Genomic DNA, 26,788 nt, shown 5'->3' with positions numbered 1-26,788 from the left:
TTGAATTTTAAATTTTATCCACAACTAATAATAGAAAAACCCTCTGTTTTTAAACAGGGGGTTTTTCAACAAACTGAGCAAAATATTATATATTAATATTTTGCTTTTTTATTTAAATTAAAAGTTAGAATTGAGTGGTGATTGAATTGTGTAAGAAATTTATATGGAATTAAATTAAAAAAATGCAGAAATCCATTGACGTGTAACCGGTAACATGATATTATATTAATCAAGGTAACCGGTTACGTTAACGGTTACTAAAAGGTTAGTATGTATTTATGAGTTATATGTAAATACAAAATATACAAATTATAATAAGTAAAATTTATTGGAAGGGATGGGATTTAATTGAGGCAAGTAGAGACAGCTGTACCGATTAAAAAGGAATCATTGGGAGGTAAGTTTTTAAAAGTCCAGAAAGGAGGGAAAAGTAGTTTAGTAAAAAATTTAAATTATGTAAAAAGAAATTATCAGTTGTATCTTTTTTTTACATTACCGCCATTATTGCTATTGATTATATTTAAGTATATTCCAATAGGAGGAATATTAATTGCATTTGAAGATTATAACCCTATAGCAGGTATATTAGGAAGTGATTGGGTTGGGTTTAAACATTTTCAAAGGTTTTTATCATCTCCAGATTTTATGAACCTATTAATAAATACTTTAAAGTTAAGTGTTTATGGATTGTTATGGGGATTTCCAATACCTATTATACTAGCATTACTATTAACTAGAGTTAAAAGTGAGAGAATAAAAAAGGCAATACAATTAATAATATATGCCCCGAACTTTATTTCTGTAATTGTAATTTCAGGGATGATTATTCTATTTTTATCACCAGTAGGACCTATTAATCAGGCCTTTGGAACGGCAATAAATTTTATGACCAAGCCAGAAGCATTCCGTACTATTTATATAGCTAGTGGAATTTGGCAAGGTGCAGGATGGGCTTCTATTATTTATACTGCAGCATTATCTAATTCAAGTAAGGAATTGACAGAAGCAGCAGTAATTGATGGTGCTAATATATTTCAACAAATATGGAATGTTGATATTCCAGCAATTAAACCAATAATGGTTATTCAATTTATTTTATCTATGGGTGGAATTATGAGTATAGGTTTTGAAAAGGCTTTAGCATTACAAACAAGCTTAAATTTACCTACATCTGAAATATTAGCTACTTATACTTATAAAATGGGATTACAGTTAGGTGACTATAGTTTTTCCACAGCAGTTGGATTATTTAATGCAGTAATAAATGTAATATTATTAGTTGTAGTAAATACATCAGTCAAGAGACTAAATAAAGATGAAGAAGAAGCGTTAGGACTATAGGGGGAGAAGATATGAAAAAGAAAAAAAGACAAAAACTTTCACTTTCAGATAGGCTTATTTTAAATAGTGGATATATATTATTAGGAATTTTTCTTTTAGCTATAATAGTACCACTTATATATGTTATTGTTGCATCTTTTATGGATCCAGTTGTATTGAGTAGTGAAGGTATAACTTTTGATTTTAGTAAATGGTCATTAGAAGGATATAAAAGGGTATTAAAAGATGATATGCTTTTAAGAGGCTTTTTGAACTCAGTATTTTACTCTGTATCATATGCAGTAATATCAGTTGCAGTAACATTAATGGCAGCATATCCATTATCAAAAGAAGAGTTTGTTGGAAGAAAATTTGTAAATACATTATATGTGATAACTATGTTTTTAGGTGGTGGATTAATACCAACATATTTATTGATAGATAAGTTAAATCTTTTAAATACAGTATGGGCAATTTTACTTCCAGGAGCAATTAATGTATGGAATATAATGCTTGCTAAAACTTATTTTAAAACTTTACCTAGAGAATTAAGAGAAGCATCAGCTATTGATGGAGCAAGTGAAATTAAGCACTTCTTTAAAATTGTTTTACCAGTATCAAAACCAATTATAGCAGTATTGATGTTATATCAATTTGTAGGACAATGGAATAGTTATTTTGATGCAATGATTTATATAGATGATACTAATTTGCAACCACTACAATTAGTAATAAGGTCAATATTAATTCAGAATGCACCATCTACGGGAATGATTGCAGATATTCAAGGTATGGCTGAAATGTCTAAAATATCGGAATTATTAAAATATTCAACTATAGTAGTTTCAAGTTTACCATTATTAGTTATGTATCCATTCTTCCAAAAATACTTTGATAAGGGTATTATGGTTGGTTCAATAAAAGGATAATATTATAAAAGGAGATAGAAAAAATGAGAAAAAACAAGATTAAAACAATAATAAGTACAGCATTAGTATCAATTATGGCAATTTCTTTAATAGGTTGCGGGTCAAAAGGTAATGAGAAAAGTGAGGAAACTGTGTTAACGAATGTTTCATTTCCTTTAGAGGAAACTGCAACTTTAACTATGTTAACAAGTGCACCAGCAATTTCAGAGCAAGATCCAAATAAAAGGCTTATATTTAAAAGATTAGAAGAGAAGACTAATGTTCATATTGAATGGACATGCTATCCAGATGATCAATATGGAGATAAAAAGAACTTAGCATTATCTAAAAAGGATACACTTCCAGATGTAGTTTTCAATGCAGGTATGAGTAATTATGATTTACTTCGTTATTCAAAGCAAGGTGTAATTATTGCAGTTGAAGATTTAATAGATGAATATATGCCTAATTTATCTAAAATATTAGAAGAAAATCCGGAATATAGAAAAATGATTACAGCTCCAGATGGACATATATATTCATTCCCATGGATAGAAGAATTAGGAAGTGGAAAAGAAGCTATTCAAGCTGTAGCAAATATTCCATTTATAAATAAGAAGTGGCTTGATGAGTTAGGATTGGAAGTACCAACTACAACAGATGAATTAGTAGAAGTATTAAAGGCATTTAGAGATGGAAATCCAGAAGGAAGAACTGATGTAATTCCTATGTCATTCATAATGAATGGAGGGAATGAAGATCCAGGTATATTGCTTGGAGCATTTGGTGAAGGTGATAATTCAGATCATTTCCTTGTAACAGATGATAAGAAAGTTATTTATTCAACTGTTCAAGAAGGATACAAAGAAGGAATAAAATGGCTTAACTCTCTTCAAAATGAAGGTCTTTTTGATCCAGAAGCATTTACACAGGATTGGGCAACTTATGTATCAAAGGGTAATAACGGTAGATATGGAATGTTCTTTACATGGGATGCTGCAAACATCGTTACTAATCCAGAAGATTATGTAGCTCTTCCAGCATTAGCAGGTCCAGAAGGAAATGTTAATGTACCAAGGTCTAATGGATATGGTGTTGATATTGGTAGATGTGTAGTAACTAGTGCTAATAAGAATTTAGAATTAACAGCAAAATGGATAGATGAACTATATGATCCACTTCAATCAATTCAAAATAACTGGGGAACTTATGGGGATGAGTTGAATCAAAATATATTTGAGTTAAAAGAAGATGGTACTTTAGCTCATTTAGATTTAGGAGGTTCTTCACCATGGGAAGCTAGAGTTAATCAATGTGTTGGAGGACCATTAGTAATTCTTGATGAATATTATGGTAAATATTCAACTTGTCCAGATGATGCTCAAGCTAGATTAGATATACTTCATGGAACTTATGTTAAGGATATGAAAGCAGAATATAATTATCCAGTAGTGCTTATGAGTCAAGAGGATATTGAATTACTTACTCAATATGAAACAGCTGTAAGGCAATATACTGATCGTAAGAGAGCTGAATGGGTATTAAATGGTGGAATTGATGAAGAGTGGGATTCTTATCTTGAAGAAATGGAAAAGTTAGGTTTATCTAAGATGTTAGAAATTAAACAAAAATATTTAGATGAATATTTTAAATAGAAATCAATAATATTAATATTTATTATTAAATAGTTAAGAGTTTGGAGTTAAAATTATATTATATTATTAATATAAATATAGGTAAAACAATTCCTGACTCTTAACTAAAGTATTAAAAAATAATATAAAATTTTGATATGTTTTTAATATGAATAATATAATAGGAATGGTGAAATAGTGATGATAGAAAATAATTTTATTTTAGAAAAAGCAAGAAAATATGAAAAAGAATTTATTAATAGTATATCAAAAGAGGAAAAACCATCTTTTCATTTATGTGCCCCTATAGGATGGATTAATGACCCAAATGGATTCTCAACATTTAATAACGAATATCATTTGTTTTATCAATATCATCCTTATGATGTAGTATGGGGACCAATGTATTGGGGACATAGTAAGACAAATGACTTTATTAAATGGGAACAGTTACCTATAGCCCTTGCTCCAGAGGCAAGTTATGATATGGGAGGGTGCTTTTCAGGTAGTGCCTTAGAGTATGATGGTAAACATGTAATTATGTATACTGGTGTATTAGATAATAAAGATGAAAATGGAGAAAGAGTAGTAAGACAAACTCAATGTATAGCAATTGGGAATGGAGAAAACTATGAAAAGTTAGATTGTAATCCTGTAATTACTCATGAAATGTTACCAGAAGGAAGCAGTTTAGAAGATTTCAGAGATCCCAAGATATGGATAGAGGGTGAAGAGTTTTATTGTGTAGTTGCAAGTAGAAGTAATGATGGTAGTGGTCAAATTCTTATGTATAAATCTAATAATTTAAAAGAATGGGAGTTTGTAGCTATTGTTGATAATAGTAAAAATAAAGTAGGACGTATGTGGGAGTGTCCAGATTTATTTAGTTTAAATGGAAAAGATGTCCTTATAATTTCTCCACAAGAAGTTAAGGCGACTAAGGATGGATTCCATAATGGGAACAATACTGCATATTTAATTGAAAAATATGATAATGAAAAGAATTCATTTGAAAGAGAAAGTTGTAATGTTATAGATTTTGGATTAGATTTTTATGCACCACAAACATTAGAGTCAACAGATGGAAGAAGAATAATGATTGGATGGATGCAGTCTTGGGAAAATAGAATAGTACCAGCTAATTTTAAATGGTGTGGAATGATGACAATACCTAGAGAGCTTACAATTAAAGATGGATGTTTAATTCAAAATCCAATTAGAGAAATTGAAAATTATTATAAAAATACAGTGGAATATAATAATTTAACAATTAAAGATGAAGTATCACTAGATGGTATATTTGGTAGAGAACTAGATATAACAATAGATATTGATGGATCACAAGCTGAAGAATTCAAAATTAAGCTAGCAAAAAATAATGAGTATGAAACAATAATAAACTTTAATTCAAAGAAGAATATAATTGAATTTGATAGAACTTACTCAGGAATTTATGGAGATATACTTCATAAAAGAGAAATGAAGGTTAGCGATAAAAAAGGAAAAGTTAAGATGAGGTTAATAATAGATAAATATTCTGTAGAGATATTTGCAAATGATGGAGAACAAGTTATGACGTCAACATTCTATACGCCTTTAGAAGCTACAGATATAACTTTCGCATCAGAAGGTAATTCTATAATTAATATTAAGAAACATGATATTGAAGTTTAACTTATAAAAAATGAGTATGTAGGTTTAGTAATATTAAACCTACATACTCATTTTATTTTAAGATGTCGTATCTCTTATAATTAAATCAGTATCAATTGTAATATGTTCAAGCTTTACTGAGTTTCCTCTATTTTTAGAATTAATTTGTCTTAGTATTAACTTCATTGCAGTATCAGCTATTTTATTGATATCTTGATTTACCGTTGTAATTGGAATTATTGACTCTACAGAAATTGGAGAGTTATCAAATCCTATTATCTCATATTCATCAGGAATGCTCTTTTTATTTTTAATAAGAATATTTAATAAAATATTAGCATGGGTATCATTACTTACAAAAATACCTTTTTTCATATTAGGATAATTTTTTTCTATGTCATCATAAAGTTTTGACATGTTTATATATGTTTCTTCAAAATTATGACCTAGATGTGAAAGATAACACTTATATTTGGAATTTCTATCTTCACAAGCTTGTTTAAAGGCCTCAATACGTTTAGATGAAGGGATTTCTTTTGCAACATCAGTATTTATATGAATTAATATATCACATTTATTGTCTATTAATAAATTAGTTGCTTTAAAAGCACCAGCATAGTTATCACTATTTACACTAGAAATATATTTATCTTCACGTTCTATAGAAACTATTGGAATATTTAATTCACTTAGTGTTTTAGAATCTATAGTATTACTAAGAATTATTAATCCTTCTATCTGATAAGCCATTAACTCTTTAATATAATTCATTTCTTTAGTATATTTACTTTCTTTATTAGTATCATGATTTTCTACAAAAACTAAAAATTTATAATTATATTTAGAATAAGTATTTATAAGACAATTTAACATTTGGGAATAGTAATGGAGAAATAAATCAGGAATTATTATTCCAATCATTTCACTTTTTCCATTAGCTAAACTTCTAGCAACCTTATTTTCTTTATAATCTAATGCAATTAATGCATCCTCAATTTTTTTTCTAGATTCAAGTGTTAATGAATCTGGATTATTAAAATATCTAGAAATTGTTGTTTTTGAAAAATTTGTGTATTTAGCAATATCACTAAATGTAACTTTTTTTGTCATAAGCACCTCACCTAATTTTATTATATCAAAACAGTAAATATTTATCAAAAGAAATTATATAAGTTGACGTAAAAGGTATAACATGGTATTATGATAGTGAAATAACCGGTTACATCATCGGTTATCAAAAGTTATTATATATAAAATTTGGAATATTGGGGGAAGATAAATGGCGAGGCCTAAAATACATTTAACAGCACCTAAAAATTGGATTAATGATCCAAATGGATTTATCTACTATAATGGAGAGTATCATTTATATTATCAATACTTTCCATATGAATGTAAGTGGGGGACAATGCATTGGGGACATGCTACCAGTAAAGATTTGCTTATGTGGGAACATTACCCTATAGCTTTATATCCTACGAAAGAATACGATCAAAATGGATGCTTTTCAGGAACTGCGATGATTGAAAATGATGAGTTGCATTTATATTATACAGGAATAAAGTATGATAAGTTTAGAGAAGGGAATATTCATTCACCTTATGATAACTACTCATTTGAAGCATCTCAAGCAAAAATAGTATCAAAGGATGGATATACCTTTAATAATTATGAAGATAAGAAATTAATAATACCACCTATACTTGATGAAAGTTTAGGACATCGTACACATACAAGAGACCCTAAAGTTTGGAAGTATAAAGATAGATATTCTATGGCACTTGGAAGTAAATTTAAACAAGAAAGTAATGATAAATTTACAGGAGAAGTATTATTCTATACAAGTAATGATGGAGAACAATGGACTTATAAAAATAGATGTTATGATGATACTATAGGTGATATGTGGGAATGCCCAGATTTATTTAAAGTAGATGGTAATTATCTTTTAGTAATGTCACCAGAAAATATTATATCTGACGATATTAATTATACAAATAATTCAGTTTATTCAATAGTTGATTTTGATGAAGAAAATTGTGATATGAAATTAATAAATAAGCAGAAATTCTTAGATGAAGGACTAGATTTATATGCACCACAAACTACTTTAGATGAATTTGGAAATAGGGTTTTGATTGGGTGGATGAGAATGCCATTAACCTTTGAAGGGGAAGAATGGATAGGAATGATGTCTCTTCCTAGAGTTATCAATATAAGAGATAATGAGGTTTATTTTAGCGTTCCAGAATATATAGATAAATTATTTAATAAAGAGGTCAAATTATCAGAGTTTGATATAAATGAAGTCTATAAGTTAGATGTTACTTTAAATAAAGATAGTATATTAAATATAGGTGGATATAAGATTTCTATAATAGATGATAGTATAGTTGCAGATAGAACTGAAGTATTTCCTGATATTAAAAGAAAAGGGCGCGTGTTTAAATCATCTAAGTTAAATGAAAGGTATGACTTATCAATTTATATTGATAATGGAATTATTGAAATGTTTATAAATGATGGTAAATATGTAATTTCAAATATAGTATATGGACTAAAGTCTAAAATAGAATTGAATAATATAGAAACAATAAAATTGCTTAAGTTATAAATTTAATTATAAATTTAATCAGCATCTATTAATAAAATCTATTTTAAGGGTAGATGCTGATAAGATATTTTAAAGTGGAGGGGTAAAAATGTCTAAAGATAAACAATATGAAAAGGTAGCTAAAGAATTATTAGAATACGTTGGAGGGAAAGAAAATGTAATAAGTGTTGCACATTGTGCTACGAGATTAAGAGTGGTTTTAAAAGATGATAATAAAATAGATAATGAGGCTGTTGAAGAAGTTGATTTAGTTAAAGGAAGTTTTAATAATGGAGGTCAATTTCAAGTTATTTTAGGAACTGGAATAGTAGATGAGGTATGTAAACATTTTATTAAGTTATCTGGTATATCAGAAACTAGTAAAGAAGAGTTAAAGCAAGTATCAGCTAAAAAGGCAAATGTAATGCAAAGGTTTTTAAAAGCTTTAGCAGATGTTTTTGTTCCAATATTACCTGCACTTGTAGCAGCTGGTTTATTAATGGGACTTAATAATGTACTTACAGCACAAGGATTATTTATTGAAGGAAAATCATTAATAGAAGCATATCCTACGATTTCAGGACTAGCAGAAATGATAAATATGTTTTCTAATGCTGCATTTGTATTCTTACCAGTATTAATAGGTTTCTCAGCAACTAAAATATTTGGTGGTACACCAGTTTTAGGTGCAGTTATCGGTGCTATAATGATTCATCCAGATTTATTAAATGGATATGGATATGGGGAAGCTTTACTAGAAGGAACAGTTCCTTACTGGAGTGTGTTTGGTTTTAATATTGCTAAGGTAGGTTATCAAGGAACAGTTCTTCCAATAATAGCTTCATCATTTATATTAGCAAATATAGAAAAAAGATTAAGAAAAGTTGTAACTCCAATGTTAGATAATATAGTAACTCCACTTGTAACCGTATTAGTAACAGCAGTTTTAACATTTACTGTTGTTGGGCCTGTTATGAGAACTGTTGGAGATTGGATGACAGCTGGTGTAATGTATTTATTCTTTGATTTAGGTTTTATTGGAGGAGCAATTTATGGTGTTGTTTACCCATTATTAGTTATAACAGGTATGCATCATAGTTTAGTAACAGCTGAAACACAAATTTTAGCTAATATAGGCACTTTAGGTGGATCACCAACATTTGCAGTAGTTGCAGCATCAAATGTTGCACAAGGGGCAGCAGCTTTAGCAGTATTTTTTATAATTAAAAAGAATGCTAAAATGAAAAGTACAGCATCAGCGGCGGGTATATCAGCTTTATTAGGAATAACAGAGCCAGCAGTATTTGGTGTTAATTTAAAATTAATATATCCATTTATAGGTGCTTTAATAGGTTCTGCTGTAAGTTCTGCTTATGCAACATTTATGAAGGTTTTATCTTTATCACCAGGACCTGCAGGATTACCAGGGGTTATAGTAATTAGACCTGAATCAATGGTGCAATATATGATAACAATGTTAATAGCTTTTATAGTGGCATTTATTTCTACAGTTATATTAGCTAAAATATTAGCTAAAAAGAAAGAAATTGTATAAATTATATAAGTAAGATATGAATAATAATTGAATTATAATTTTGATATAATAAATCATAGTTAAATAAAAATGGACTAAAATTTTTAATGAAGGGAGCTAGATAAAATATAGCTTCCTTCACAATCTAATCAAATTGCAGAAAAAATATGTTTGGATAATTCAATACTTTGAAGTTACCTAAACTTAAGATTATCTTTATCTTCTAAAATAAATGAAATAATAAATCAGGTGTTTTGAGGTTTTATATGAAATATGATGAAAGTTGGGTACAAGGAAAATGTGATAAATATGATTATATATTTTGTATAATATAATCAATTTCGTAATTGTTATATAGTACGAAGTTAATTATATTATACAGTACATTTTACTTCAAAATATGGGCTTGAAAAATCATAATTATATCCGGGGCTTATAATAATAGTCTTATCACTACAGCCTACATTAGAAAACATATCACAAATATCATCAAAATTAAAGGAACTAGTCTTCTTACATAAAAAAGTATCATCTTTAACTTTAATTATATTTTTGATATTAGAGTATCTCTTATAAACTTCACATGCAACAAACTTAGTAACTATACCATCTTTTATATTTATAATTACACTATAATCATGTTTAATAGATAAATTAATACATATTTGTATTAAATCAACCATTCTTGTTTGTTCAAAGTTATAGTATCTATAATTACTATTAGGGTTAACATATACAGGTTTTAATAGTCCAATTGAATCATAATATCTAAGAGCCTTTATACTACATCCAGTTCTTTTTGAAAGTTCTCCTATAGTTAATAATTTATTTTTCATAAAATCTCCTTGACTCTACCATTAGGGTATACTTTATATTAATTATAGAGTTTTATTATATTAGTGTCAAAGGAGGATATCAATGAATCAAGAACTTTTTGGTATAACCTCGCCAAAAAATTGTTTATAAAACTTGCAATTTCAAGTTTAGTAAGTATGTTATTTTCATCTATTTATATGATGGCTGATGGAATGTTTGTTGGAAAAGTAATAGGAAGTAAAGCATTAGCAGCTATAAATCTTGTTTTCCAATTATAATGATAGTATTTGCAGTTGGAGATATGATAGCAGCAGGAGCATCTGTAAAAATAGGAATTAAACTAGGTGAAAAAAATGAAGAATAGGCAAGTAATATCTTTTCAATTGCTGTTTTATTAGTATTGATTATAGATATTATTCTGATGATATTAAGCTTAGTTTTTGCAAAAGATATTATATTTATCTTAATTAAAGATAAAGAACTTGCTGAATTATAATATAAATTTGCTTATGTGTTTATTTTAACACTATCTATTATAGCACCATTTTTTGCACTAGATAATCATCTAAGACTATGTGGTAAGGTGAATATGAGTATGTGTATGTGGATAAACATAGCCGTATCAATATTTAATACTATATTAGATGCTATTTTAATTGGATATTTTAAATTAGGAATAGAATATGCTGCACTTTCTAGTGATTTAAGTATGCTTATAGGAACTCTAATTTTTTTATATCCTTTTATTATGAAAAAGGTTGTATTAAAATTTACAAAACCTAAAGTAGATGTAAAAGAGATTTTATACATTATATATAATGGAAGTTCTGAATTTTTTAGCAATATATCAGGCTCTATTATGGCAATTATAACTAATGGTTTTCTTCTTTACTATGGTGGTCCAGTAGGTGTAGCTGCATATTCAATTGTTATGTATATAGACTCATTAATATCTCCAGTATTATTTGGTATGATAGGCTCAATACAACCAGTTATTAGCTATAATTATGGTGCTAAAAATTACAAACGTATAACTAAATTCTTTAAGATAACTTGTATTGCTGGATTTACCATTTCAGTTTTAACTATGATTATAATGTTTATGTTCCCTGATTTTTTAGTTGGACTATTCTCCTCAAAATCAGATGTTGATATTATACATATGTGTAAAATAGCATTACTATTAAGTGCTCCATCATATTTATTTAAATGGTTTACTATGACTGTAGGTAGCTTTTTAACTGGACTTGAAAAGGCTAATAATCTATAGTAATAATGTTAGTTGAATCAGTTATACTTCCATTAATACTGATTGTAGTTTTAGGTAAAGTTATAGGCGTTTAAGGGATATTCCTAGTACCAAGTATAGGTGGACTTATTGCTATAGCTATAGCATTTATACTTTGGAGAAAATGTGTTAAACTTTAGACCTTTTATTTATAGCTAAAGGTAGCAAGGGAATTGGATACAAAACTTAGAAAGCTATTGAAGAGATGTATCCAGAAACTAAAGTTTGGGAAACTACTACACCATTATTTGAAAAACGTAATATTCATTTTTATGTTAATAAGTGTGGATTTAAAATAGTAGAGTATTTAAGTGAAAAATATCATAATCCATATGACGAAGAAGGTGAAGGACTATCAGGTGGAGAAGATTTCTTTAGATTTGAAAAAGTAATGAAACAATATTAATGGTTATTAGTACAGAGGAAACAGGTTAAGATAAATAAGATTATTATTAAGCGCCAAAATAGCTATTTGGCGCTTATATCTTAAATAATATCATCGTAAATGATATTAGAGCTTGTAAAAAATAATTTTTTGTAATCAAAAATATATAAATTAGGTGAAATTTAACGCGGGTATTTTTAAATATTAAATCAATAATATAAAGTGAAAATACATTATAGGTGGTGATTATAAATGAGAGTACTTTCAGAAGTAGAAAACCTATCTTTAGCAGCGATTTTAAAAATGGAATCTGATGGATTAATTATGCAAAGAGCAGTACACTAGAATTAAGAGCTATATATTCAGCATCTTTAACACAAATGGTTGAAGGTCATACTGCGCTTACTGAATTAAGCTTAAACAAGGGGTGGATTAGTCCATATGATACTCCTATTAAACAGTTAACATGTTCTTATAAGGAATCAATAGATGCAATCAATGAAAAATAGATAAATAATTTGATAAAAAGAACTCTAGTAATAGGGTTCTTTTTATTTTATATAAAGGAAGGTGTGGTGTTGTTATGGCGCTTACAGTAAAACAAAAGGCATTTGCTGATTACTATATTGAGTTAGGCAATGCCACAGAAGCATATAAGAGAGCTTATACAAATGTTACTAAGCAGAGAACAGCAGAGAGCGCAGGAAATAGATTGTTGAGTAATGTTGAGGTTAAAAATTATATCAAAGCAGCAGAGCTTTTAGGTAAAAGATATAGATTGTTTGTTGATAAAGTAGATGTAAATTCTATAACTAAAATAGATTCAATATTACAACAGTTAGAGGAAGATGATAATGAGTAATGAATACAAGTTATCAAAGAAATATAAAGATTTTATAAAACATAATGCACAAGTAGAGTGTTTAGAAGGAACAACTGCAGCAGGAAAAACTACAGTAGGAATATTAAAAGCCGAAAGGTTATTTTTTTATGCAAATTTTAATACTTTTAAGTAAAGGATAATTTTATGGAAAATGAAATTTTAAAAACTATAGTGAATAACCGAGCATGGGCGGTGATGTTCGTTTGGTTATTATTTGACACAAGAAAGGAAAGTAAAGCTAGAGAAGAAAAACTACAGCAAATAATTAATAAAAATCAAGAAGTAATTTCAGAGTTAGCAGAAAATTTTAATGTGTTTGAAAACATCCAACAAGATGTTGCAGATATAAAAATTAAATTAGATAAGGGGGAGTAGTATATGAGTAAATTTGCGGATAAGTTAATAAACTTATTTGAGGTAAAAAAGATTATAGCATTAATGATAATTACCGTATTTTGTATACTAAGTGCAAAAGGAGACATTGCAGAAGAGCAATTTACAACTGTGGCAATAATGATAGTATCATTTTATTTTGGACAATCTACCGTAAAGGGAACAATTAAGAAAGCTACAGAAAGTGATATAGATGAAGTATCAAAAGCAAGTAATACAACTAAGTAATATAGATAAACTGGTTTAAGAAGAGACTATATTTCATCTCTTCTTTTGTTTTATAAAAATATATTAAAGAAAGAAGGTATTTAAAATGAAAATTGGAATAAATGATGGACATACCTTAAGAGGTGCTGGAACTGGAGCAGTAGGAATTATAAAAGAGGGAGAACATACTAGGTTAGTTGGAGAAGAAGTAAGAAGATTATTAAAAGAAAAAGGTAATACAGTTTATAACTGTACTGTGGATTATGCAAGTGCTGTAAATGAAAGCTTATCTTTAGTAGTGCAACAAGCTAATAGAGAAGATTTAGAATGGTTTATTTTATAATTGTTTAAGGCTGGGGATTAACTTTTATAGCATTTTGTTTTATGTTTTTTTTATTAATATTTTCATGTTAAAATAAGGATAATAAAAAACAAAGGATGTGATGTATTTTGAGTAGTGAAATACTGAAGGTTAATACTAAATTATATAAGACAGCTTATAAAAATAGAGATAAAGATAAATGTATTGAAGAAATTTTTAATTTAAGAGAAACGTATAAAGAAAAATTTAGGCATATTTTTTTAATATCAGATTGTTTAAAAAATCCTATGGGAAGGAATTTCAATGAAGATGAGAAGTAATTTGTAATCGATATTTTAGATGGAGCTTTTAAAAAATCAGAAGAAAAGTCAGATTATACACTAAAAAGTATTTTAGGGGAGTTTAAATTATTAAATACAGTTCTATTTAATAATGCTAAAAATAATGAAAAAAAGCTATTAGAAAATACTTTTAGTGAATATTCCCTTGTAGAACAATTATTGATGATTAGTATTTTTATTCAAGATCAAACTAGGCTTATGAATAAAAAAAATCTTAGTGGTTATTCAAATAAAAAATTTATAATAGGATTAAAAAGGTTAATTTGGATAATATTTTTGAGCAAAAATTAGTATAGATAGATAAAAACCTCAAGAAGCTGTTATGGCGGACTGGGGTTTTTATATTTTAAGGTTATTTAGATTATAAATATTTAGGAGGAAGGATTATGAGTAAAGAAGCAATTAACAATATTAATACTATATTTCCAATGGGAGATAAGCTTCCAGAAATGTTTGCTAAAAATTTTATAAGAAATGCATATTTAAATATGTTAACATAGTTATTAAGCAATTTAAATATTTTTTATTTATGAAACCTTAATTGTAAAAAATCAATTAGGGTTTCTTTTTTATTATGTGTATTAGGCATTATGATTTATATAATATAGGTATTAGACATTAATATAACTATATATTAAAATGAATTTATTAAAAGAAATAGTAAATTTAGGGGGAAGTTAATGTGGAATATGTAAAGTTAGGTAATACGGGATTAGAAGTATCAAAAATATGCTTAGGATGCATGAGTTTTGGTGACCCAGAAAAGTGGATTCATAGTTAGGTATTAAATGAAGAGGATTCAAGAAAAATTATTAAAAAGTCATTAGATTTAGGAATTAATTTTTTTGATACTGCAAACGTTTATGGATTAGGAGCAAGTGAAGAAATATTAGGACGAGCATTAAAAGATTATGCTAATCGTGAAGAAATTGTTATTGCAACAAAGGTTAGTGGTAGCATGGGAAAGGGGCCTAATAAATCAGGATTATCTAGAAAGGCTATAATGAATGAAGTTGAAGCAAGTTTAAAACGTTTAGGTACTGAATATATTGATATTTTATATATACATAGATGGGACTATGAAACACCAATTGAAGAAACTATGTGTGCACTTAATGATTTAGTACGTTCAGGAAAAGTCTTATATTTAGGTGCATCATCAATGTATGCATGGCAATTTGCAAAAGCGCAATATATAGCTGAAAAAAATGGATGGACTAAATTTTCTGTAATGCAAGGACATTATAATCTATTATATAGGGAAGAAGAAAGAGAAATGAATGCTTTATGTAGAGATATGGGGGTAGCATTGGTTCCATATAGTCCATTAGCAGCAGGGCGTTTAACAAGAAATTGGGAATCAGATTCAAAGCGTTTTAAAGAAGATAAAGTAGCACAAATGAAATATGATGCAACTGAAGAAAGTGATAAAATTATAGTTGAGAGAGTTGCAGAAATTGCAAATAAGTATAATGTAACAAAATCACAAGTTGCAGTAGCTTGGTTATGGAATAAAGGTGTTACATCACCTATTGTAGGTATTACAAAAGAAAAATATCTTGATGATTTTATAGGTGCCTTAGATGTTAAATTATCAAAGGAAGATATGGAATATCTTGAAGAAAAGTATGCTCCACATAATATTGTTGGACATAATTAATTTGATGTTAACATTTTAAGGAGGAATAAGATTGAAGAAAAAAGAAGTAAGTGAAAAGTTTAATATTAAGCTAGAAGAATTAAGATATTATTTATAATATAACAAAAGAGAGGTGGAAATGTGGAACTAAGAGTTTTATGAGCCAGTAGACATTTCAAAATATGATTTTATAAGATTAAGTGAAAAAGATGTTTGGGGAATACTAATGAGAAAGGATGATATTTTAGCTAGTAAGGATTATGTTACAGCTCAAGATTTAATTAATAAACCATTAATAAGTTCAAGGCGTTCAAGTGTGCAAAATGAACTTTTTAATTGGTTTGGAACAGAAGCAGATAGGTTAAATATTATTTCTACTTTTAATCTTATATTAAATGCTTCCGCCATGGTAGAAGAAGCATTAGGTTATGCTTTTAGTTTTGAAAGTTTAATTAATGTTAATGAAGAAAGTAATATTTTTTTAAGCCACTTTTTCCCAAGATTGAAACTGGTACTGTACTAGTATGGAAAAAGCATCAAGTCTTTTCTCTAACAATATCTAAATTTATAAAAGAAATTAAAAAATCATTTAAAGATAAGTAAAACTAATAAAAAGTCTATTGTATTGATTACATATAAGGCTTAATAATTTTAGATAAGTTTGAATAATAAAACAAATTAAACCCTACTGGATTTAAAAATATTTTCAATAATATAAGTAATGGAAAACATTCAGATTTAGGAACAATAGGATTTGCAATTTGCTTTGTCATTATGATGATTTTAGATGTAGCATTAGGATAAGTTTCTGTAATAGTATCTCTAGGGAAACTATAGCACTTTAAAGTGCTTACTATACAGTATGGAAAAAAGCATTTATTATTAGCTTGTAAGTTAAATTTCTTTTAACAAATTTGAAATTAGAGAGGTATAAAGAATGAACGAAATAGTTAAATTTTTAAATGCAAATTCAGTACAATATTTTTCAACAGTAGGTATGGATGGTAAAGCTAAGGTTAGACCATTTCAATTTATGATAGAAAAGGATGGCAAATTATATTTTTGTACAAACAACACAAAAGAAGTGTATAAAGAAATTAAACAAAATCCTTATGTAGAAATTTGTACATCTTCACCAAAGTTTGAATGGATGAGATTAAGTGGAAAAGTAGTATTTACTGATAATTTAGAAATAAAGAAAGCTATAATTGAACATAGTCCACTTGTAAAATCATTATATAATAATGCAGAAAATCCAATTTTTGAAGCTTTTTATCTTGATGAAGCAAAGGCAACAATTGCTGATTTTAGTGGTAATCCACCTAAAAGTTATAAACTATAATTAAAATTAATAAAAGGGGCTGTATCAAAATAATTTTTGATACTAGCCGAATAAGAAAGGGGCTGTATCATATTGAATTTATAAATTCAATATGATACAGCTCCTTTAAGTATTTAACTAGATGACTAATTGATCAAGATATTTTGTGATACGCTTTTATTTAATTTAATATGCATTACCACCATAATTATTAAAATTAGTAGTAAATATATTGGAAAAACTATTACGCTTATATGATTTGCAATAATACCAAATAGAGGTGGCATTAATAGATTTCCAACATAGGCACTGGCCATTTGTACACCTATAACTGCTTGTGATTTGTTTTTCCCAAAATTGGTAGGTGTAGAATGAATAATACAAGGGTATATTGGAGCGCAACCAAGACCAATAGTAACTAAACCTATTAGAGACACTTGATGGCCAAGAGGTAAACACATAATTATAATACCAATTAAGATTATACCTTGCCCTAAATAAATCATTTCTTTATCCTTTAATTTCATTGTAATAAATCCACTAATAGCTCTGCCTACTGTAATTCCTATAAAAAATAGGCTTCCATAACTTGTTGCTACTTCTAAGTCAAACCCATGTTGTAATACCAAGTAGCTACTAGCCCATAATCCAGCCGTTTGCTCTAAAGCACAATAACAGAAAAACATAATCATTACTTGTTTAGCTCCAGGAATATTAACTATTTCTTTTAAGGTAAGTGCTTTATTTTTTTCATTTCCAACATCCACTTCTTGTATATCGTTTATAATGAAAGGCTTTTTCCAAAGAGGTAAACTTAACATAATGATTACAGTTAGAGCAACTTGAATTAATGATATATAAAGATATCCCATATTCCATGTTTGACCATTAACTAATGCAAAACTCATAATATATGGACCTATACTAGCACCAATACCCCACATACAGTGAAGCCAACTCATATGATGACTTTTATAATGAAGTGCTACATAATTATTTAAGGAAGCATCAACGCTACCAGCACCAAGGCCATAAGGTATTGCCAATGATATTAACATCCAATAAGAACTACTTATAGAGAATCCCCATAAAGCTATGGCTGTCATGAGAACACTAAATGCTGTAACTTTGCCTGTACCGAATGACTTTGTAAGACGATCGCTTTGTAAACTAGAAAAAATTGTGCCAGCAGAAATAATCATAAAAATTGCACCAGCATAAGATACAGGAACATTAAATTCCTGATACATAGTGGGCCAAACAGATCCTAATAATGAATCTGGTAATCCTAAACTAATAAAAGCTAAATATATGACTGCTAATAATAAATTAAACATATTGAATTTCCCCCCTTATATACTTATACGATTATATCATCTTTATTAAAAATTTTGTGAATTTTAAGTTTTTATATTTGAATTTATTAATTTTTTATGATAATATTGTTCGTTGTTTCAAACAATTAGAAAAGAGAAATGGAGGGAATTTTATGAAAAATAAAATTATATCTAATACTATAATGTTTATAGTAATTTTATTATTTGTTAACTTGTTTGGGCGTATATTTGGAGCAAGTAACAACTTAGTAGGAGTTACTATACTAGTGTCGATATTAGTACTAATGCAAGAGGATTTAACTAAGAACTTATATAATAATTTTATAAAATTACTTTTTATAAATTTAATTTCAGGAATTTTCTCTAATATATCAAGTCATCATATATATTTGGGATTAGTTTTAAATTTTGTAGTTTTATTATTAATTGGTTATTTTTTAACATCTAAATTAAATAAGGTAATCCTTGTTCCTTTTGGATTACAATATTTATTTATGTTATATACTCCTGTAACAGGCAATGATTTTATAAAAAGATTAGTGGGACTAACGATTGGGGCATTTTTAATAATGCTGATTCAACTTATAGTTCATAGAAAGAGCAAAAATAATAAAATTGAAGTTAAAAATATAGAAAAAGATATTATAAATAAAGAGAGTGAATATATAAGAATATTTAATAAATTTGATATTCATCATGTAAGAGGAGCTTATGCAATTAGGGTAGCTTTAATTACTACAATAGCAGTATTTTTAGTAGATTTATTTAATTTAGCTCAAGGACGTTGGATAGTATATACAATATTTGCGTTAACTGAATTATATTCTGAACATTGCATAGAAAGATCAAAGCAGCGTTTACAAGGAACTATTATAGGTGTAATTATAATAATGATATTATTCATGATTATTAAAGATAATACTATAAGAGGATTGCTAGTTTTAGTAGCTGGGTACTTAGATTCATATACTACCAACTATAGAGATAAAATTATATGTATAACTGTGTCAGTAGTCGCTTCAGTTTCAGTAACTAATGGGACTATCACAACAGCTATAGAAAGAGTAGGGTACATATGTATAGGAGTTATGTTAGCTCTTTTAGCAGATAAATTAATATTTAATAAAAAATTAGAATACGCAGACAAGCTTATATAAAAATATGAGCTTGTCTCTATTTTTTTATTAGCATGTAATATGGATTCAAGATTTCCATATCATTATGAAATGTTAACAGAGCTTGTTGAAGCGGCTGAAAAAGCAGATGTGGCATATGAAATTGATATCTTTACACCACGATATGGTACAGATTCTGATTTTGCAATGACTGCTGGTAATAATGTAAGACATGCAGCTATAGGACCAGGTACAAGAGGTAGTCATGGATATGAAAGAACTCATATTGATTCTTTAAATAATATGTATCAATTATTATTGCAATATTTAATAGAATGACATAATGAGAAAAAACTAATTTTCACTAAGTAGGATGTTGAACGAAAATGATAAGTAAATGATTTGTTGTTAAAGATATAATATCTAATAGCTAGTAGCCATGAGCTACTAGCATTTTTTTATATAAAAATATAAATATGTGTTAAATAAATTTAAATTAAGTTAATAAAAGTTAAATATTTACATAATACCCATTTTGATGAGTATAATATTAGTAATGAATAAATAAGTTTATATATTAAAATTATTTATTTCAATTATATTATCAATCAAAAGGGGGAGTAAAATGTATAAAATCACCAAAAGTAAATTCTTGAATTTGTTTGTAGCTTTAACTATGGTATTAGGTTTAGTTACCATACCAACTAAAGCAGTAAATGCTACCATAGCAACATATGTTGTAATAAGTGAAGTTTATGGTGGGGGAGGCAATAGTGGAGCTACATTAAAAAATGACTTCATAGAACTATATAATCCAACTGCAAATGATATTAATTTAGATGGATGGAAATTTGAATATGCGTCTAAAACTGGTACTTTTAATCAAAGTACAGAATTATCAGGAATTATTAAGGCGGGAGGATATTATCTTATACAGCAAGGAGCAGGAGCTGGAGAAAGTGAAGAATTAGATACTCCAGATGCAACCGGCAATATTTCTATGTCTGGTAGCGAATGTAAAGTTAGATTAGTTGATAATAATGGTAATATAATAGATTTAGTTGGAATAGGTTTAGCAGCTAATGAAAGTGAAACATCACCTACAGATAAAATGAGTAATACAACTAGTGTTCAAAGAAAAGACAATAATGGAGAAGCTATTGGTGAAACTAATGGATGGGATACAAATAATAACAAAGATGACTTTTATCTTGGAACACCAACACCTAGAAATTCTTCTTATAATAATGGAGGAAGTGAAACTCCAGATCCTGGTCCAGAAGAAAATGACATAATATCAATAGAGGAAGCAAGAAAAGCTACTGAAAGTGTAAAAGTAAAAGGGACAATAATTTTTAAAGAAGTATCAGGTTCATATTATAATTATGCATTACAAGATGGAAGTGCAGGTATTGCATTAAGAGGTAAAGATGAGTTAGAGCTAGGTGATGAAGTAATTGTTGAGGGACAACCAGCTGAGTATAAAGGATTAATTCAAATTCAATATACTAATATAGAAAAGAGAGCTTCAAATGTTTCACTTCCAGAACCTAAAGAAGTAAAAATCACTGACATAATAAATAATGATGGAGGAGAAAAATATGAATCACAAAGAGTTAAGTTTATAGACGTAACTATTGGTGATATAAATACTTCATCAAATACAGTTATTACAGATAATGAAGGAAACACTATTAATCTTTATAAAATTCCTGAATTAGACCAAATAAGTAAGGATGATAAAGTTGATGTTATAGGTGTATGTTCACAATTTACTAGTTACCAAATAAGAGTTGCTAGAGCTAGTGAGATAACAAAATCACAAGTTTCAGGAGAAACTGAAGAAGATAGGAATGGTCCAACTTTAACTTTAGTAACACCAGGAAATTTAGTTACTACAAACAATAAAGTGACTATTAAAGTAAGTTATAAAGATGAATCAGAAATAAAAAAAGATAGTTTAAGCTTTTTATTAGATGATATTAACGTAAGTGAAAAAGCAGAAATAGGAGATAAATATATAACTTATATGCCAGAAGAGGAATTAACTGTAGGGGATCATAAAATTTCTCTTTCTTTATCTGATATAAATGGAAATAATTCAGTATTAGAAGCTGTAATTACAGTTAAAGAAAAAGTAAATGTTAATGGATTAAATGTATACTTTGGTCAATTACATTCGCATACAAATATTTCAGATGGGGCTGGCTCAATTGAAGATGCCTATGATTATGCGAAAAATAAATCAGGAGTTGATTTCTTAGCAGTTACAGACCATTCAAATTCATTAGATAATGATAAAGAAGCTTCTATGGAAGATGGTTCAATGAGTCCTGAATGGGTTAATGCTCATAATGTGGCAGAAAAATATACTGATGAAAACTTTTTAGGAGTTTATGCTTATGAAATGACATGGTCAAATGGAATAGGTCATATTAATACCTTTAATACTCCAGGATTTGAAAGCCGTAATAAATCTGGTTTAACAAATAATGATTCAAATGCTTTGCAAAATTATTATAATAAATTAAAAGAATTCCCAGCGTCTTTATCTCAATTAAACCATCCTGGAAAAACTTTTGGTGACTTTAATGATTTTTCATTATATGATGAGCAGATAGATAGTTTAGTTACAATGATAGAGGTTGGTAATGGTGAAGGAGCAATAAGAGGAAGTGGATATTTCCCATCTTATGATTACTATACTCGTGCCTTAGATAAAGGTTGGCATGTAGCTCCAACTAATAACCAAGATAACCATAAGGGTAAATGGGGTAATGCTAATACTGCAAGAACTGTAATTTTAGCAGAAGATTTAAATGAGGAAAACTTATATGATGCATTAAGAAATATGAGAACTTATTCAACTGAAGATGAAAACTTAAGTATTGTTTATACTTTAAATGACGAAATTATGGGAAGTATAATTGATAAACCTGATACTGTTAATATTAAAGTTGATGTTAAAGATGAAGATAATGAAAACATAGGAAAAGTTTCTGTATTAGTAAATGGTGGAGCAGTAATAGATAGTAAAACTTTAAATTCAAATGAAGGTACTATTGAGTTTGATTTACCAGCAGATTATTCGTATTACTATATTAGAATAGATCAAGAAGATAAAGATATTGCAGTTACAGCACCAGTATGGTTAGGTGAAGTTGAAAAAGCAGGTCTTTCTACAACTGAAGCAAGTACAACTATGCCAATTAAAGGTGAAGAATTTATTATTGAAACTTCTTTATATAATAATGAAGATTTCCCACTAACTATTGATAGTATAGAATATTCAATTGATGGTGAAGTAATAAATAGTACAAGCGAAAAAATAACAATTAATTCATTAAGCACAGGGTCTTACAGCTTTAAATATACTCCTAATGCATCAGGAAGCTTTAATATTGATGTAAAAGCAAAAGGTACATTAAATGGGGTTGAAAAGACATATACAGATGTATTAAAAATTACTGTATCAGACCCTTCAGTTATAAGTAAAGTTGTTATAGATGCAACACATTTTAATGATTATGTTGGTGGATATTATGCGAATAATATGGGTAACTTTACTGCTATAGCAAATAGTGAAGATGTAGCTGTAAATATTGAAACAAATAAAATAACAAATGAATTATTAAAGGATGTTCAATTATTAATTATTACTGCTCCTGCTAAAAAAGCTGGAACGGCTAATGGTATAAGCTATGAGCCTCAAAGCTTTAGTGATGAATTTATTAAGGTAGTTAAAAACTATGCTGATAATGGTGGTAATATTATAGTTACTGGTCTTGCAGATTACCAAGATGGTACTGGAGAATATGCATCTTCAACTCAAATTAATAAGTTATTAGAAGCTTTAGATGTAACTACAAGAATCAATAATGATGAAGTAGTTGATGATGATAATAATGCAGGACAATCTTATAGATTAAGATTTAAAAATATAAATACTAATTCAGAATTTACAAATGGTGTAGTAGCTGAGCAAGAATACAGTTTCTATAGTGGATGTTCTGTAAGCTTAAATGAAAAATCTGTTAAAGAAGGTAAGGCTACATGGCTTGTAAAAGGCTTTGATACAACTTATTCATTTGATTCTAATAAAAATACTACAGGAGTAAGTGTTCCAAAGGGTGAGGTTATTGCATTAGCTACAGAAAAATTATCTGGCGGTGGAAATGTATTTGTTGGTGGAACTGTATTTATGTCTGATTTTGAAGTACAAGCTTCTTTAGATAATTATGGTGATTTACAATATTCAAATTATAATATTGTATTAAATATTTTAGAATCAGCTAAAAAAGAAGTTGCAGTAACACCAATTAAAGATGTTCGTAGTGCTGAAATGGGAGAAGTATTCTGCATCGAAGGTTATGTTACTGCAGGAACCCAAGAAGGAAATGCTTTCTTTGATACAATTTATGTACAAGATAAAACAGCAGGAATTAATATATTCCCAGTGGCAGGAATTGATTTGAATTTAGGGCAAAAGGTTAGAATAATTGGTTCTGTTAGTTCTTATGAAGGTGAAAAGCAAATTAACTTAAATAGTATTGAAGTTTTAGAAGAAGAGAATAAAATTATTGAACCAACAAAATTAACTACTAAAGAAGCTACATTAGAGGTTAATAAAGGCTTATTAGTGTCTGTAACTGGTATAGTAAAAAGTATAGGTGCTGATAATTCAGGGTATATGATAGTAAATGATGGTAGCGGTGATGTAAGAGTATTTTTAAATGGATATGTTGGATCATCTGATAATAGTATTGAAACTGGAAAGTTTAATTCTAATATTAAAGTAGGTGATACTGTAACAGCTATAGGCCTTGCTTCTACAGATACTGAAGGAGATAGAATCAGAGTTAGAGATAGTAAAGAAGTTGTACTAGAAAAGTCTACTGAGACGACTATTACTATACTTCATACTAATGATAGTCATGGTAGAGTAAAAGCTGATAGCTCAGTTATTGGTATAGATACAATTTCTGCAATTAAAAAGTCAATATCTAATTCATTATTAGTAGATGCTGGAGATACATTACACGGTCTTCCTTTTGCAACATTAAATAAAGGTGCAGATATTGTAAATTTAATGAAGCTTTCAGGTTATGATTTAATGACTCCTGGTAATCATGATTTTAACTATGGTTATGAAAGATTATTAGAACTTGCAGCTTTAGCAGAAGAAGGTGAAAATGGATTTGAAATTATTTCTGCTAATGTATTAAAAGATAATGAGTCACTATTAAAATCAAACTCTATAAAAGAAATTGATGGAATTAAAGTAGGATTCTTTGGTTTAACAACTCCAGAAACTGCTTATAAAACAAATCCTAATAATGTAATTGGTATAGAATTCTTTGATCCAATTGAAAGTGCTAAAAAGCAAGTTGCATCATTAAAAGCACAAGGTGCAGACATTGTTATTGCTTTAGCTCATGTTGGAACAGATGAATCTAGTGAAGTACAAAGTACAATGATTGCAGAGGCAGTTGAAGGTATTGATGTAATTATAGATGGTCATAGCCATACAGTATTTGAAAATGGATATGAAGCTGCAAATAATACATTGATTGTTAGTACTGGTGAATATGAAGGTAATTTAGGTAAACTTTCATTAGTTGTTGATAGAGAAACTAAAAAGATAAAAGTAAAAACAGCTTCATTAATAAATAAAGAAGAAGCATTAACTTATACACCTGAAAGTACAGTAACAGATGCTATAAAAGCTATTGATAATGAACAACTTGAAATATTATCAGAAGTTGTAGGTAATAGTTTAGTTAAGTTAGATGGTGAAAGAGGAAATGTTAGAACTAAAGAAACTAATTTAGCAAATCTTATTACAGATGCAATGCTTTATGAAACTGAAGCTGATATTGCAATTACTAATGGTGGTGGAATAAGATCAAGTATTGATGAAGGAGAAATAACTAGAGGAGAAATAATTTCAGTTCTTCCATTTGGAAACTTTATAGTAACTAAATATTTAACTGGTTCTCAAATTAAAGAAGTTCTAGAACATGGAGTAAGAGTATATCCAGAATCACTTGGTGGATTTACTCAAGTTGGAGGATTGAAATTTATTTTTGATGATACAAAACCAGCTGGAGAAAGAGTGGTTAAAATTACTGTAAATGGCGAAAATATTGATATGAATAAAAGGTACTTAGTGGCAACTAATGATTTCCTAGCAGCAGGGGGAGATGAATATCCTTGCTTTGGTGATGTTGCAACTGAAAATGAATTTAGAGCATTAGATGAGGCTTTAGCATCATATATAGAGTCATTAGGTAAAGTTAATTATGAAGTTGAAGGTAGAATTACAATAGATACTTTAGAGAATATTGAAGCACAAGAAAATAAGGCTGCTGCAGATAAAGTAATAGATTTAATTAATAAACTTCCAAAAGAAATAACACTCAATCATAAAGATAAAGTTAAGGAAGCAAGAGCATCATATGAAGCATTAACTGATATACAAAAGGAGTTAATTCCATCAAATATATTGAAAGTATTAGAAGATGCAGAAGCTAAAATTAAAGTACTTGAAGATAATAGCCAAACAACAAATCCAGGTAATGGCGGCAATAATAATTCATCTAATGGAAATCAAGGTTCAGGAAATGGTAAATTACCATCTACAGGTGGAATGAATGTATTTTATTTATATCTTTTAGGTTCAATTTTAATAGGAACTGGTGCATTATTTGCAGTAAATAAAAAAAAGAGCAATAGTGTAAATAAGTATTGATAAAATTTATAAGAAGAAGTATAAAGTAGTTCAATTATATACTTATGACAGAGATGTATATAAAGTATAGTATAAAATAAAAACCTTTGGGGTAACCCAAAGGTTTTTATTTTGACTTTATAAAAAATTAATATAGTTTAATACTTTAACGATATGTAGAAAAAAGCAGAAAAATCACGAATGATTTTCTAGCAAAAATAGTGTATTACACTTGAAAAAAGATAACAAATATTTTACAATGAGTTATAAGATACCACTTAATAAAATGAAAAATACTTTTAATAGATGTTTTGAACAATAGTAATTCATAAAGTTTGTAGTATTTATAGCTTTAATTAGTACTTTAAA

The 26,788-nt window shown here is 28.1% G+C and carries 23 protein-coding genes and 2 pseudogenes; 22 read left to right on the top strand and 3 right to left on the bottom strand.

Translation table 11 applies throughout. The features are described 5' to 3' along the window. The first annotated feature begins 390 nt into the window (after nt 1-390). The 4 genes from HCG76_RS01530 to HCG76_RS01515 all read left to right on the top strand — a co-directional run bounded on the left by HCG76_RS01530 (nt 391) and on the right by HCG76_RS01515 (nt 5,536). Nucleotides 391-1,341: an ABC transporter permease gene (locus HCG76_RS01530; protein ID WP_221700625.1), complete on the top strand. Its 951-nt coding sequence runs from the start codon at nt 391-393 to the stop codon at nt 1,339-1,341. 11 nt (nt 1,342-1,352) lie between these two features. Further along, nucleotides 1,353-2,249: a carbohydrate ABC transporter permease gene (locus tag HCG76_RS01525; RefSeq protein ID WP_221700622.1), complete on the top strand. Its 897-nt coding sequence runs from the start codon at nt 1,353-1,355 to the stop codon at nt 2,247-2,249. A gap of 23 nt (nt 2,250-2,272) precedes the next feature. Continuing rightward, on the top strand, nt 2,273-3,883 hold the full coding sequence (locus HCG76_RS01520; protein ID WP_221700621.1) for an ABC transporter substrate-binding protein: 1,611 nt from the start codon (nt 2,273-2,275) through the stop codon (nt 3,881-3,883). A gap of 180 nt (nt 3,884-4,063) precedes the next feature. Then, nucleotides 4,064-5,536 carry a glycoside hydrolase family 32 protein gene (locus HCG76_RS01515; RefSeq protein WP_221700620.1) on the top strand — a complete coding sequence of 491 codons (1,473 nt, stop codon included), beginning with the start codon at nt 4,064-4,066 and terminating at the stop codon, nt 5,534-5,536. A gap of 57 nt (nt 5,537-5,593) precedes the next feature. Here HCG76_RS01515 and HCG76_RS01510 read toward each other — a convergent pair whose 3' ends face one another. Next, nucleotides 5,594-6,625, bottom strand: coding sequence for a LacI family DNA-binding transcriptional regulator (locus tag HCG76_RS01510; protein WP_221700619.1), 1,032 nt, complete (start codon nt 6,623-6,625; stop codon nt 5,594-5,596). Between the two features lie 169 nt (nt 6,626-6,794). Between HCG76_RS01510 and HCG76_RS01505 the strand changes: the two genes are divergently transcribed. Both HCG76_RS01505 and HCG76_RS01500 read left to right on the top strand, forming a co-directional pair. Continuing rightward, nucleotides 6,795-8,129, top strand: coding sequence for a glycoside hydrolase family 32 protein (locus HCG76_RS01505; protein ID WP_221700618.1), 1,335 nt, complete (start codon nt 6,795-6,797; stop codon nt 8,127-8,129). A gap of 88 nt (nt 8,130-8,217) precedes the next feature. Further along, on the top strand, nt 8,218-9,663 hold the full coding sequence (locus tag HCG76_RS01500; protein WP_221700617.1) for a sucrose-specific PTS transporter subunit IIBC: 1,446 nt from the start codon (nt 8,218-8,220) through the stop codon (nt 9,661-9,663). Between the two features lie 353 nt (nt 9,664-10,016). On the opposite strand, the gene HCG76_RS01495 is transcribed toward HCG76_RS01500, so the two are convergent. Next, complete coding sequence (locus HCG76_RS01495) at nt 10,017-10,478, bottom strand: MerR family DNA-binding transcriptional regulator (RefSeq protein WP_221700616.1); 462 nt, start codon at nt 10,476-10,478, stop codon at nt 10,017-10,019. Between the two features lie 63 nt (nt 10,479-10,541). Between HCG76_RS01495 and HCG76_RS01490 the strand changes: the two genes are divergently transcribed. From HCG76_RS01490 to HCG76_RS01430, 13 genes and pseudogenes are all read left to right on the top strand, one after another. Continuing rightward, nucleotides 10,542-10,736, top strand: a complete 195-nt coding sequence (locus HCG76_RS01490) for a hypothetical protein (protein ID WP_221700615.1) — start codon at nt 10,542-10,544, stop codon at nt 10,734-10,736. A gap of 317 nt (nt 10,737-11,053) precedes the next feature. Beyond that, nucleotides 11,054-11,728 (top strand): MATE family efflux transporter, encoded by a 675-nt coding sequence (locus HCG76_RS01485; protein ID WP_221700614.1) that lies wholly within the window; start codon nt 11,054-11,056, stop codon nt 11,726-11,728. Between the two features lie 223 nt (nt 11,729-11,951). Then, nucleotides 11,952-12,152, top strand: coding sequence for a hypothetical protein (locus HCG76_RS01480; RefSeq protein WP_221700613.1), 201 nt, complete (start codon nt 11,952-11,954; stop codon nt 12,150-12,152). Nucleotides 12,153-12,463: 311 nt separating this feature from the next. Continuing rightward, nucleotides 12,464-12,640 (top strand): annotated as a pseudogene (locus tag HCG76_RS01475) (spore coat protein); the annotation flags it as partial. Between the two features lie 74 nt (nt 12,641-12,714). Next, entirely contained in the window at nt 12,715-12,993 is a 279-nt protein-coding gene (locus HCG76_RS01470; protein WP_221700612.1) for a terminase small subunit, read from the top strand. Next, on the top strand, nt 12,986-13,147 hold the full coding sequence (locus tag HCG76_RS01465) for a hypothetical protein (RefSeq protein ID WP_221700626.1): 162 nt from the start codon (nt 12,986-12,988) through the stop codon (nt 13,145-13,147). The genes HCG76_RS01470 and HCG76_RS01465 overlap by 8 nt, the downstream gene beginning before the upstream one ends. Before the next feature lie 11 nt (nt 13,148-13,158). Next, nucleotides 13,159-13,389, top strand: a complete 231-nt coding sequence (locus HCG76_RS01460; protein WP_221700611.1) for a BhlA/UviB family holin-like peptide — start codon at nt 13,159-13,161, stop codon at nt 13,387-13,389. Between the two features lie 3 nt (nt 13,390-13,392). Then, complete coding sequence (locus HCG76_RS01455; RefSeq protein ID WP_221700610.1) at nt 13,393-13,635, top strand: hypothetical protein; 243 nt, start codon at nt 13,393-13,395, stop codon at nt 13,633-13,635. Between the two features lie 85 nt (nt 13,636-13,720). Then, a complete protein-coding gene (locus HCG76_RS01450) occupies nt 13,721-13,957 on the top strand; it encodes a hypothetical protein (protein WP_221700609.1) in 237 nt (78 codons plus the stop codon). A gap of 107 nt (nt 13,958-14,064) precedes the next feature. After that, entirely contained in the window at nt 14,065-14,256 is a 192-nt protein-coding gene (locus tag HCG76_RS01445; RefSeq protein ID WP_221700608.1) for a hypothetical protein, read from the top strand. An 820-nt stretch (nt 14,257-15,076) separates the two neighbouring features. After that, nucleotides 15,077-15,937 (top strand): annotated as a pseudogene (locus HCG76_RS01440) (aldo/keto reductase); the annotation flags it as partial. A gap of 205 nt (nt 15,938-16,142) precedes the next feature. Then, entirely contained in the window at nt 16,143-16,439 is a 297-nt protein-coding gene (locus tag HCG76_RS01435; RefSeq protein ID WP_221700607.1) for a hypothetical protein, read from the top strand. A gap of 414 nt (nt 16,440-16,853) precedes the next feature. Then, a complete protein-coding gene (locus HCG76_RS01430; protein WP_221700606.1) occupies nt 16,854-17,258 on the top strand; it encodes a pyridoxamine 5'-phosphate oxidase family protein in 405 nt (134 codons plus the stop codon). 125 nt (nt 17,259-17,383) lie between these two features. On the opposite strand, the gene HCG76_RS01425 is transcribed toward HCG76_RS01430, so the two are convergent. Continuing rightward, the gene (locus tag HCG76_RS01425; protein ID WP_221700605.1) at nt 17,384-18,574 is read right to left on the bottom strand and encodes an MFS transporter; all 1,191 of its coding nucleotides are present in this window, start codon (nt 18,572-18,574) and stop codon (nt 17,384-17,386) included. A 152-nt stretch (nt 18,575-18,726) separates the two neighbouring features. Between HCG76_RS01425 and HCG76_RS01420 the strand changes: the two genes are divergently transcribed. The 3 genes from HCG76_RS01420 (at nt 18,727) to HCG76_RS01410 (ending at nt 26,440) form a co-directional block, all read left to right on the top strand. Then, on the top strand, nt 18,727-19,731 hold the full coding sequence (locus HCG76_RS01420) for an FUSC family protein (RefSeq protein WP_221700604.1): 1,005 nt from the start codon (nt 18,727-18,729) through the stop codon (nt 19,729-19,731). Nucleotides 19,732-19,770: 39 nt separating this feature from the next. Continuing rightward, nucleotides 19,771-20,028, top strand: a complete 258-nt coding sequence (locus HCG76_RS01415; RefSeq protein ID WP_221700603.1) for a hypothetical protein — start codon at nt 19,771-19,773, stop codon at nt 20,026-20,028. 286 nt (nt 20,029-20,314) lie between these two features. Next, nucleotides 20,315-26,440 (top strand): 5'-nucleotidase C-terminal domain-containing protein, encoded by a 6,126-nt coding sequence (locus HCG76_RS01410; RefSeq protein WP_221700602.1) that lies wholly within the window; start codon nt 20,315-20,317, stop codon nt 26,438-26,440. Nucleotides 26,441-26,788 lie beyond the last annotated feature (348 nt).

Source organism: Clostridium sp. K13 (genome assembly GCF_019734195.1).
Lineage (GTDB): Bacteria > Bacillota > Clostridia > Clostridiales > Clostridiaceae > Clostridium.
This window is presented reverse-complemented; position numbering and strand designations above follow the sequence as displayed.

What these genes read in the sequence shown, in the direction of transcription:
- HCG76_RS01525 (WP_221700622.1), top strand. Translation starts at nt 1,353, where the DNA reads ATGAAAAAGAAAAAAAGACAAAAACTTTCACTTTCAGATAGGCTTATT.
- HCG76_RS01520 (WP_221700621.1), top strand. Translation starts at nt 2,273, where the DNA reads ATGAGAAAAAACAAGATTAAAACAATAATAAGTACAGCATTAGTATCA.
- HCG76_RS01515 (WP_221700620.1), top strand. Translation starts at nt 4,064, where the DNA reads ATGATAGAAAATAATTTTATTTTAGAAAAAGCAAGAAAATATGAAAAA.
- HCG76_RS01510 (WP_221700619.1), bottom strand. Translation starts at nt 6,625, where the DNA reads ATGACAAAAAAAGTTACATTTAGTGATATTGCTAAATACACAAATTTT.
- HCG76_RS01505 (WP_221700618.1), top strand. Translation starts at nt 6,795, where the DNA reads ATGGCGAGGCCTAAAATACATTTAACAGCACCTAAAAATTGGATTAAT.
- HCG76_RS01500 (WP_221700617.1), top strand. Translation starts at nt 8,218, where the DNA reads ATGTCTAAAGATAAACAATATGAAAAGGTAGCTAAAGAATTATTAGAA.
- HCG76_RS01495 (WP_221700616.1), bottom strand. Translation starts at nt 10,478, where the DNA reads ATGAAAAATAAATTATTAACTATAGGAGAACTTTCAAAAAGAACTGGA.
- HCG76_RS01485 (WP_221700614.1), top strand. Translation starts at nt 11,054, where the DNA reads ATGTGTATGTGGATAAACATAGCCGTATCAATATTTAATACTATATTA.
- HCG76_RS01480 (WP_221700613.1), top strand. Translation starts at nt 11,952, where the DNA reads ATGTATCCAGAAACTAAAGTTTGGGAAACTACTACACCATTATTTGAA.
- HCG76_RS01470 (WP_221700612.1), top strand. Translation starts at nt 12,715, where the DNA reads ATGGCGCTTACAGTAAAACAAAAGGCATTTGCTGATTACTATATTGAG.
- HCG76_RS01465 (WP_221700626.1), top strand. Translation starts at nt 12,986, where the DNA reads ATGAGTAATGAATACAAGTTATCAAAGAAATATAAAGATTTTATAAAA.
- HCG76_RS01460 (WP_221700611.1), top strand. Translation starts at nt 13,159, where the DNA reads ATGGAAAATGAAATTTTAAAAACTATAGTGAATAACCGAGCATGGGCG.
- HCG76_RS01455 (WP_221700610.1), top strand. Translation starts at nt 13,393, where the DNA reads ATGAGTAAATTTGCGGATAAGTTAATAAACTTATTTGAGGTAAAAAAG.
- HCG76_RS01450 (WP_221700609.1), top strand. Translation starts at nt 13,721, where the DNA reads ATGAAAATTGGAATAAATGATGGACATACCTTAAGAGGTGCTGGAACT.
- HCG76_RS01435 (WP_221700607.1), top strand. Translation starts at nt 16,143, where the DNA reads ATGAGAAAGGATGATATTTTAGCTAGTAAGGATTATGTTACAGCTCAA.
- HCG76_RS01430 (WP_221700606.1), top strand. Translation starts at nt 16,854, where the DNA reads ATGAACGAAATAGTTAAATTTTTAAATGCAAATTCAGTACAATATTTT.
- HCG76_RS01425 (WP_221700605.1), bottom strand. Translation starts at nt 18,574, where the DNA reads ATGTTTAATTTATTATTAGCAGTCATATATTTAGCTTTTATTAGTTTA.
- HCG76_RS01420 (WP_221700604.1), top strand. Translation starts at nt 18,727, where the DNA reads ATGAAAAATAAAATTATATCTAATACTATAATGTTTATAGTAATTTTA.
- HCG76_RS01415 (WP_221700603.1), top strand. Translation starts at nt 19,771, where the DNA reads ATGGATTCAAGATTTCCATATCATTATGAAATGTTAACAGAGCTTGTT.
- HCG76_RS01410 (WP_221700602.1), top strand. Translation starts at nt 20,315, where the DNA reads ATGTATAAAATCACCAAAAGTAAATTCTTGAATTTGTTTGTAGCTTTA.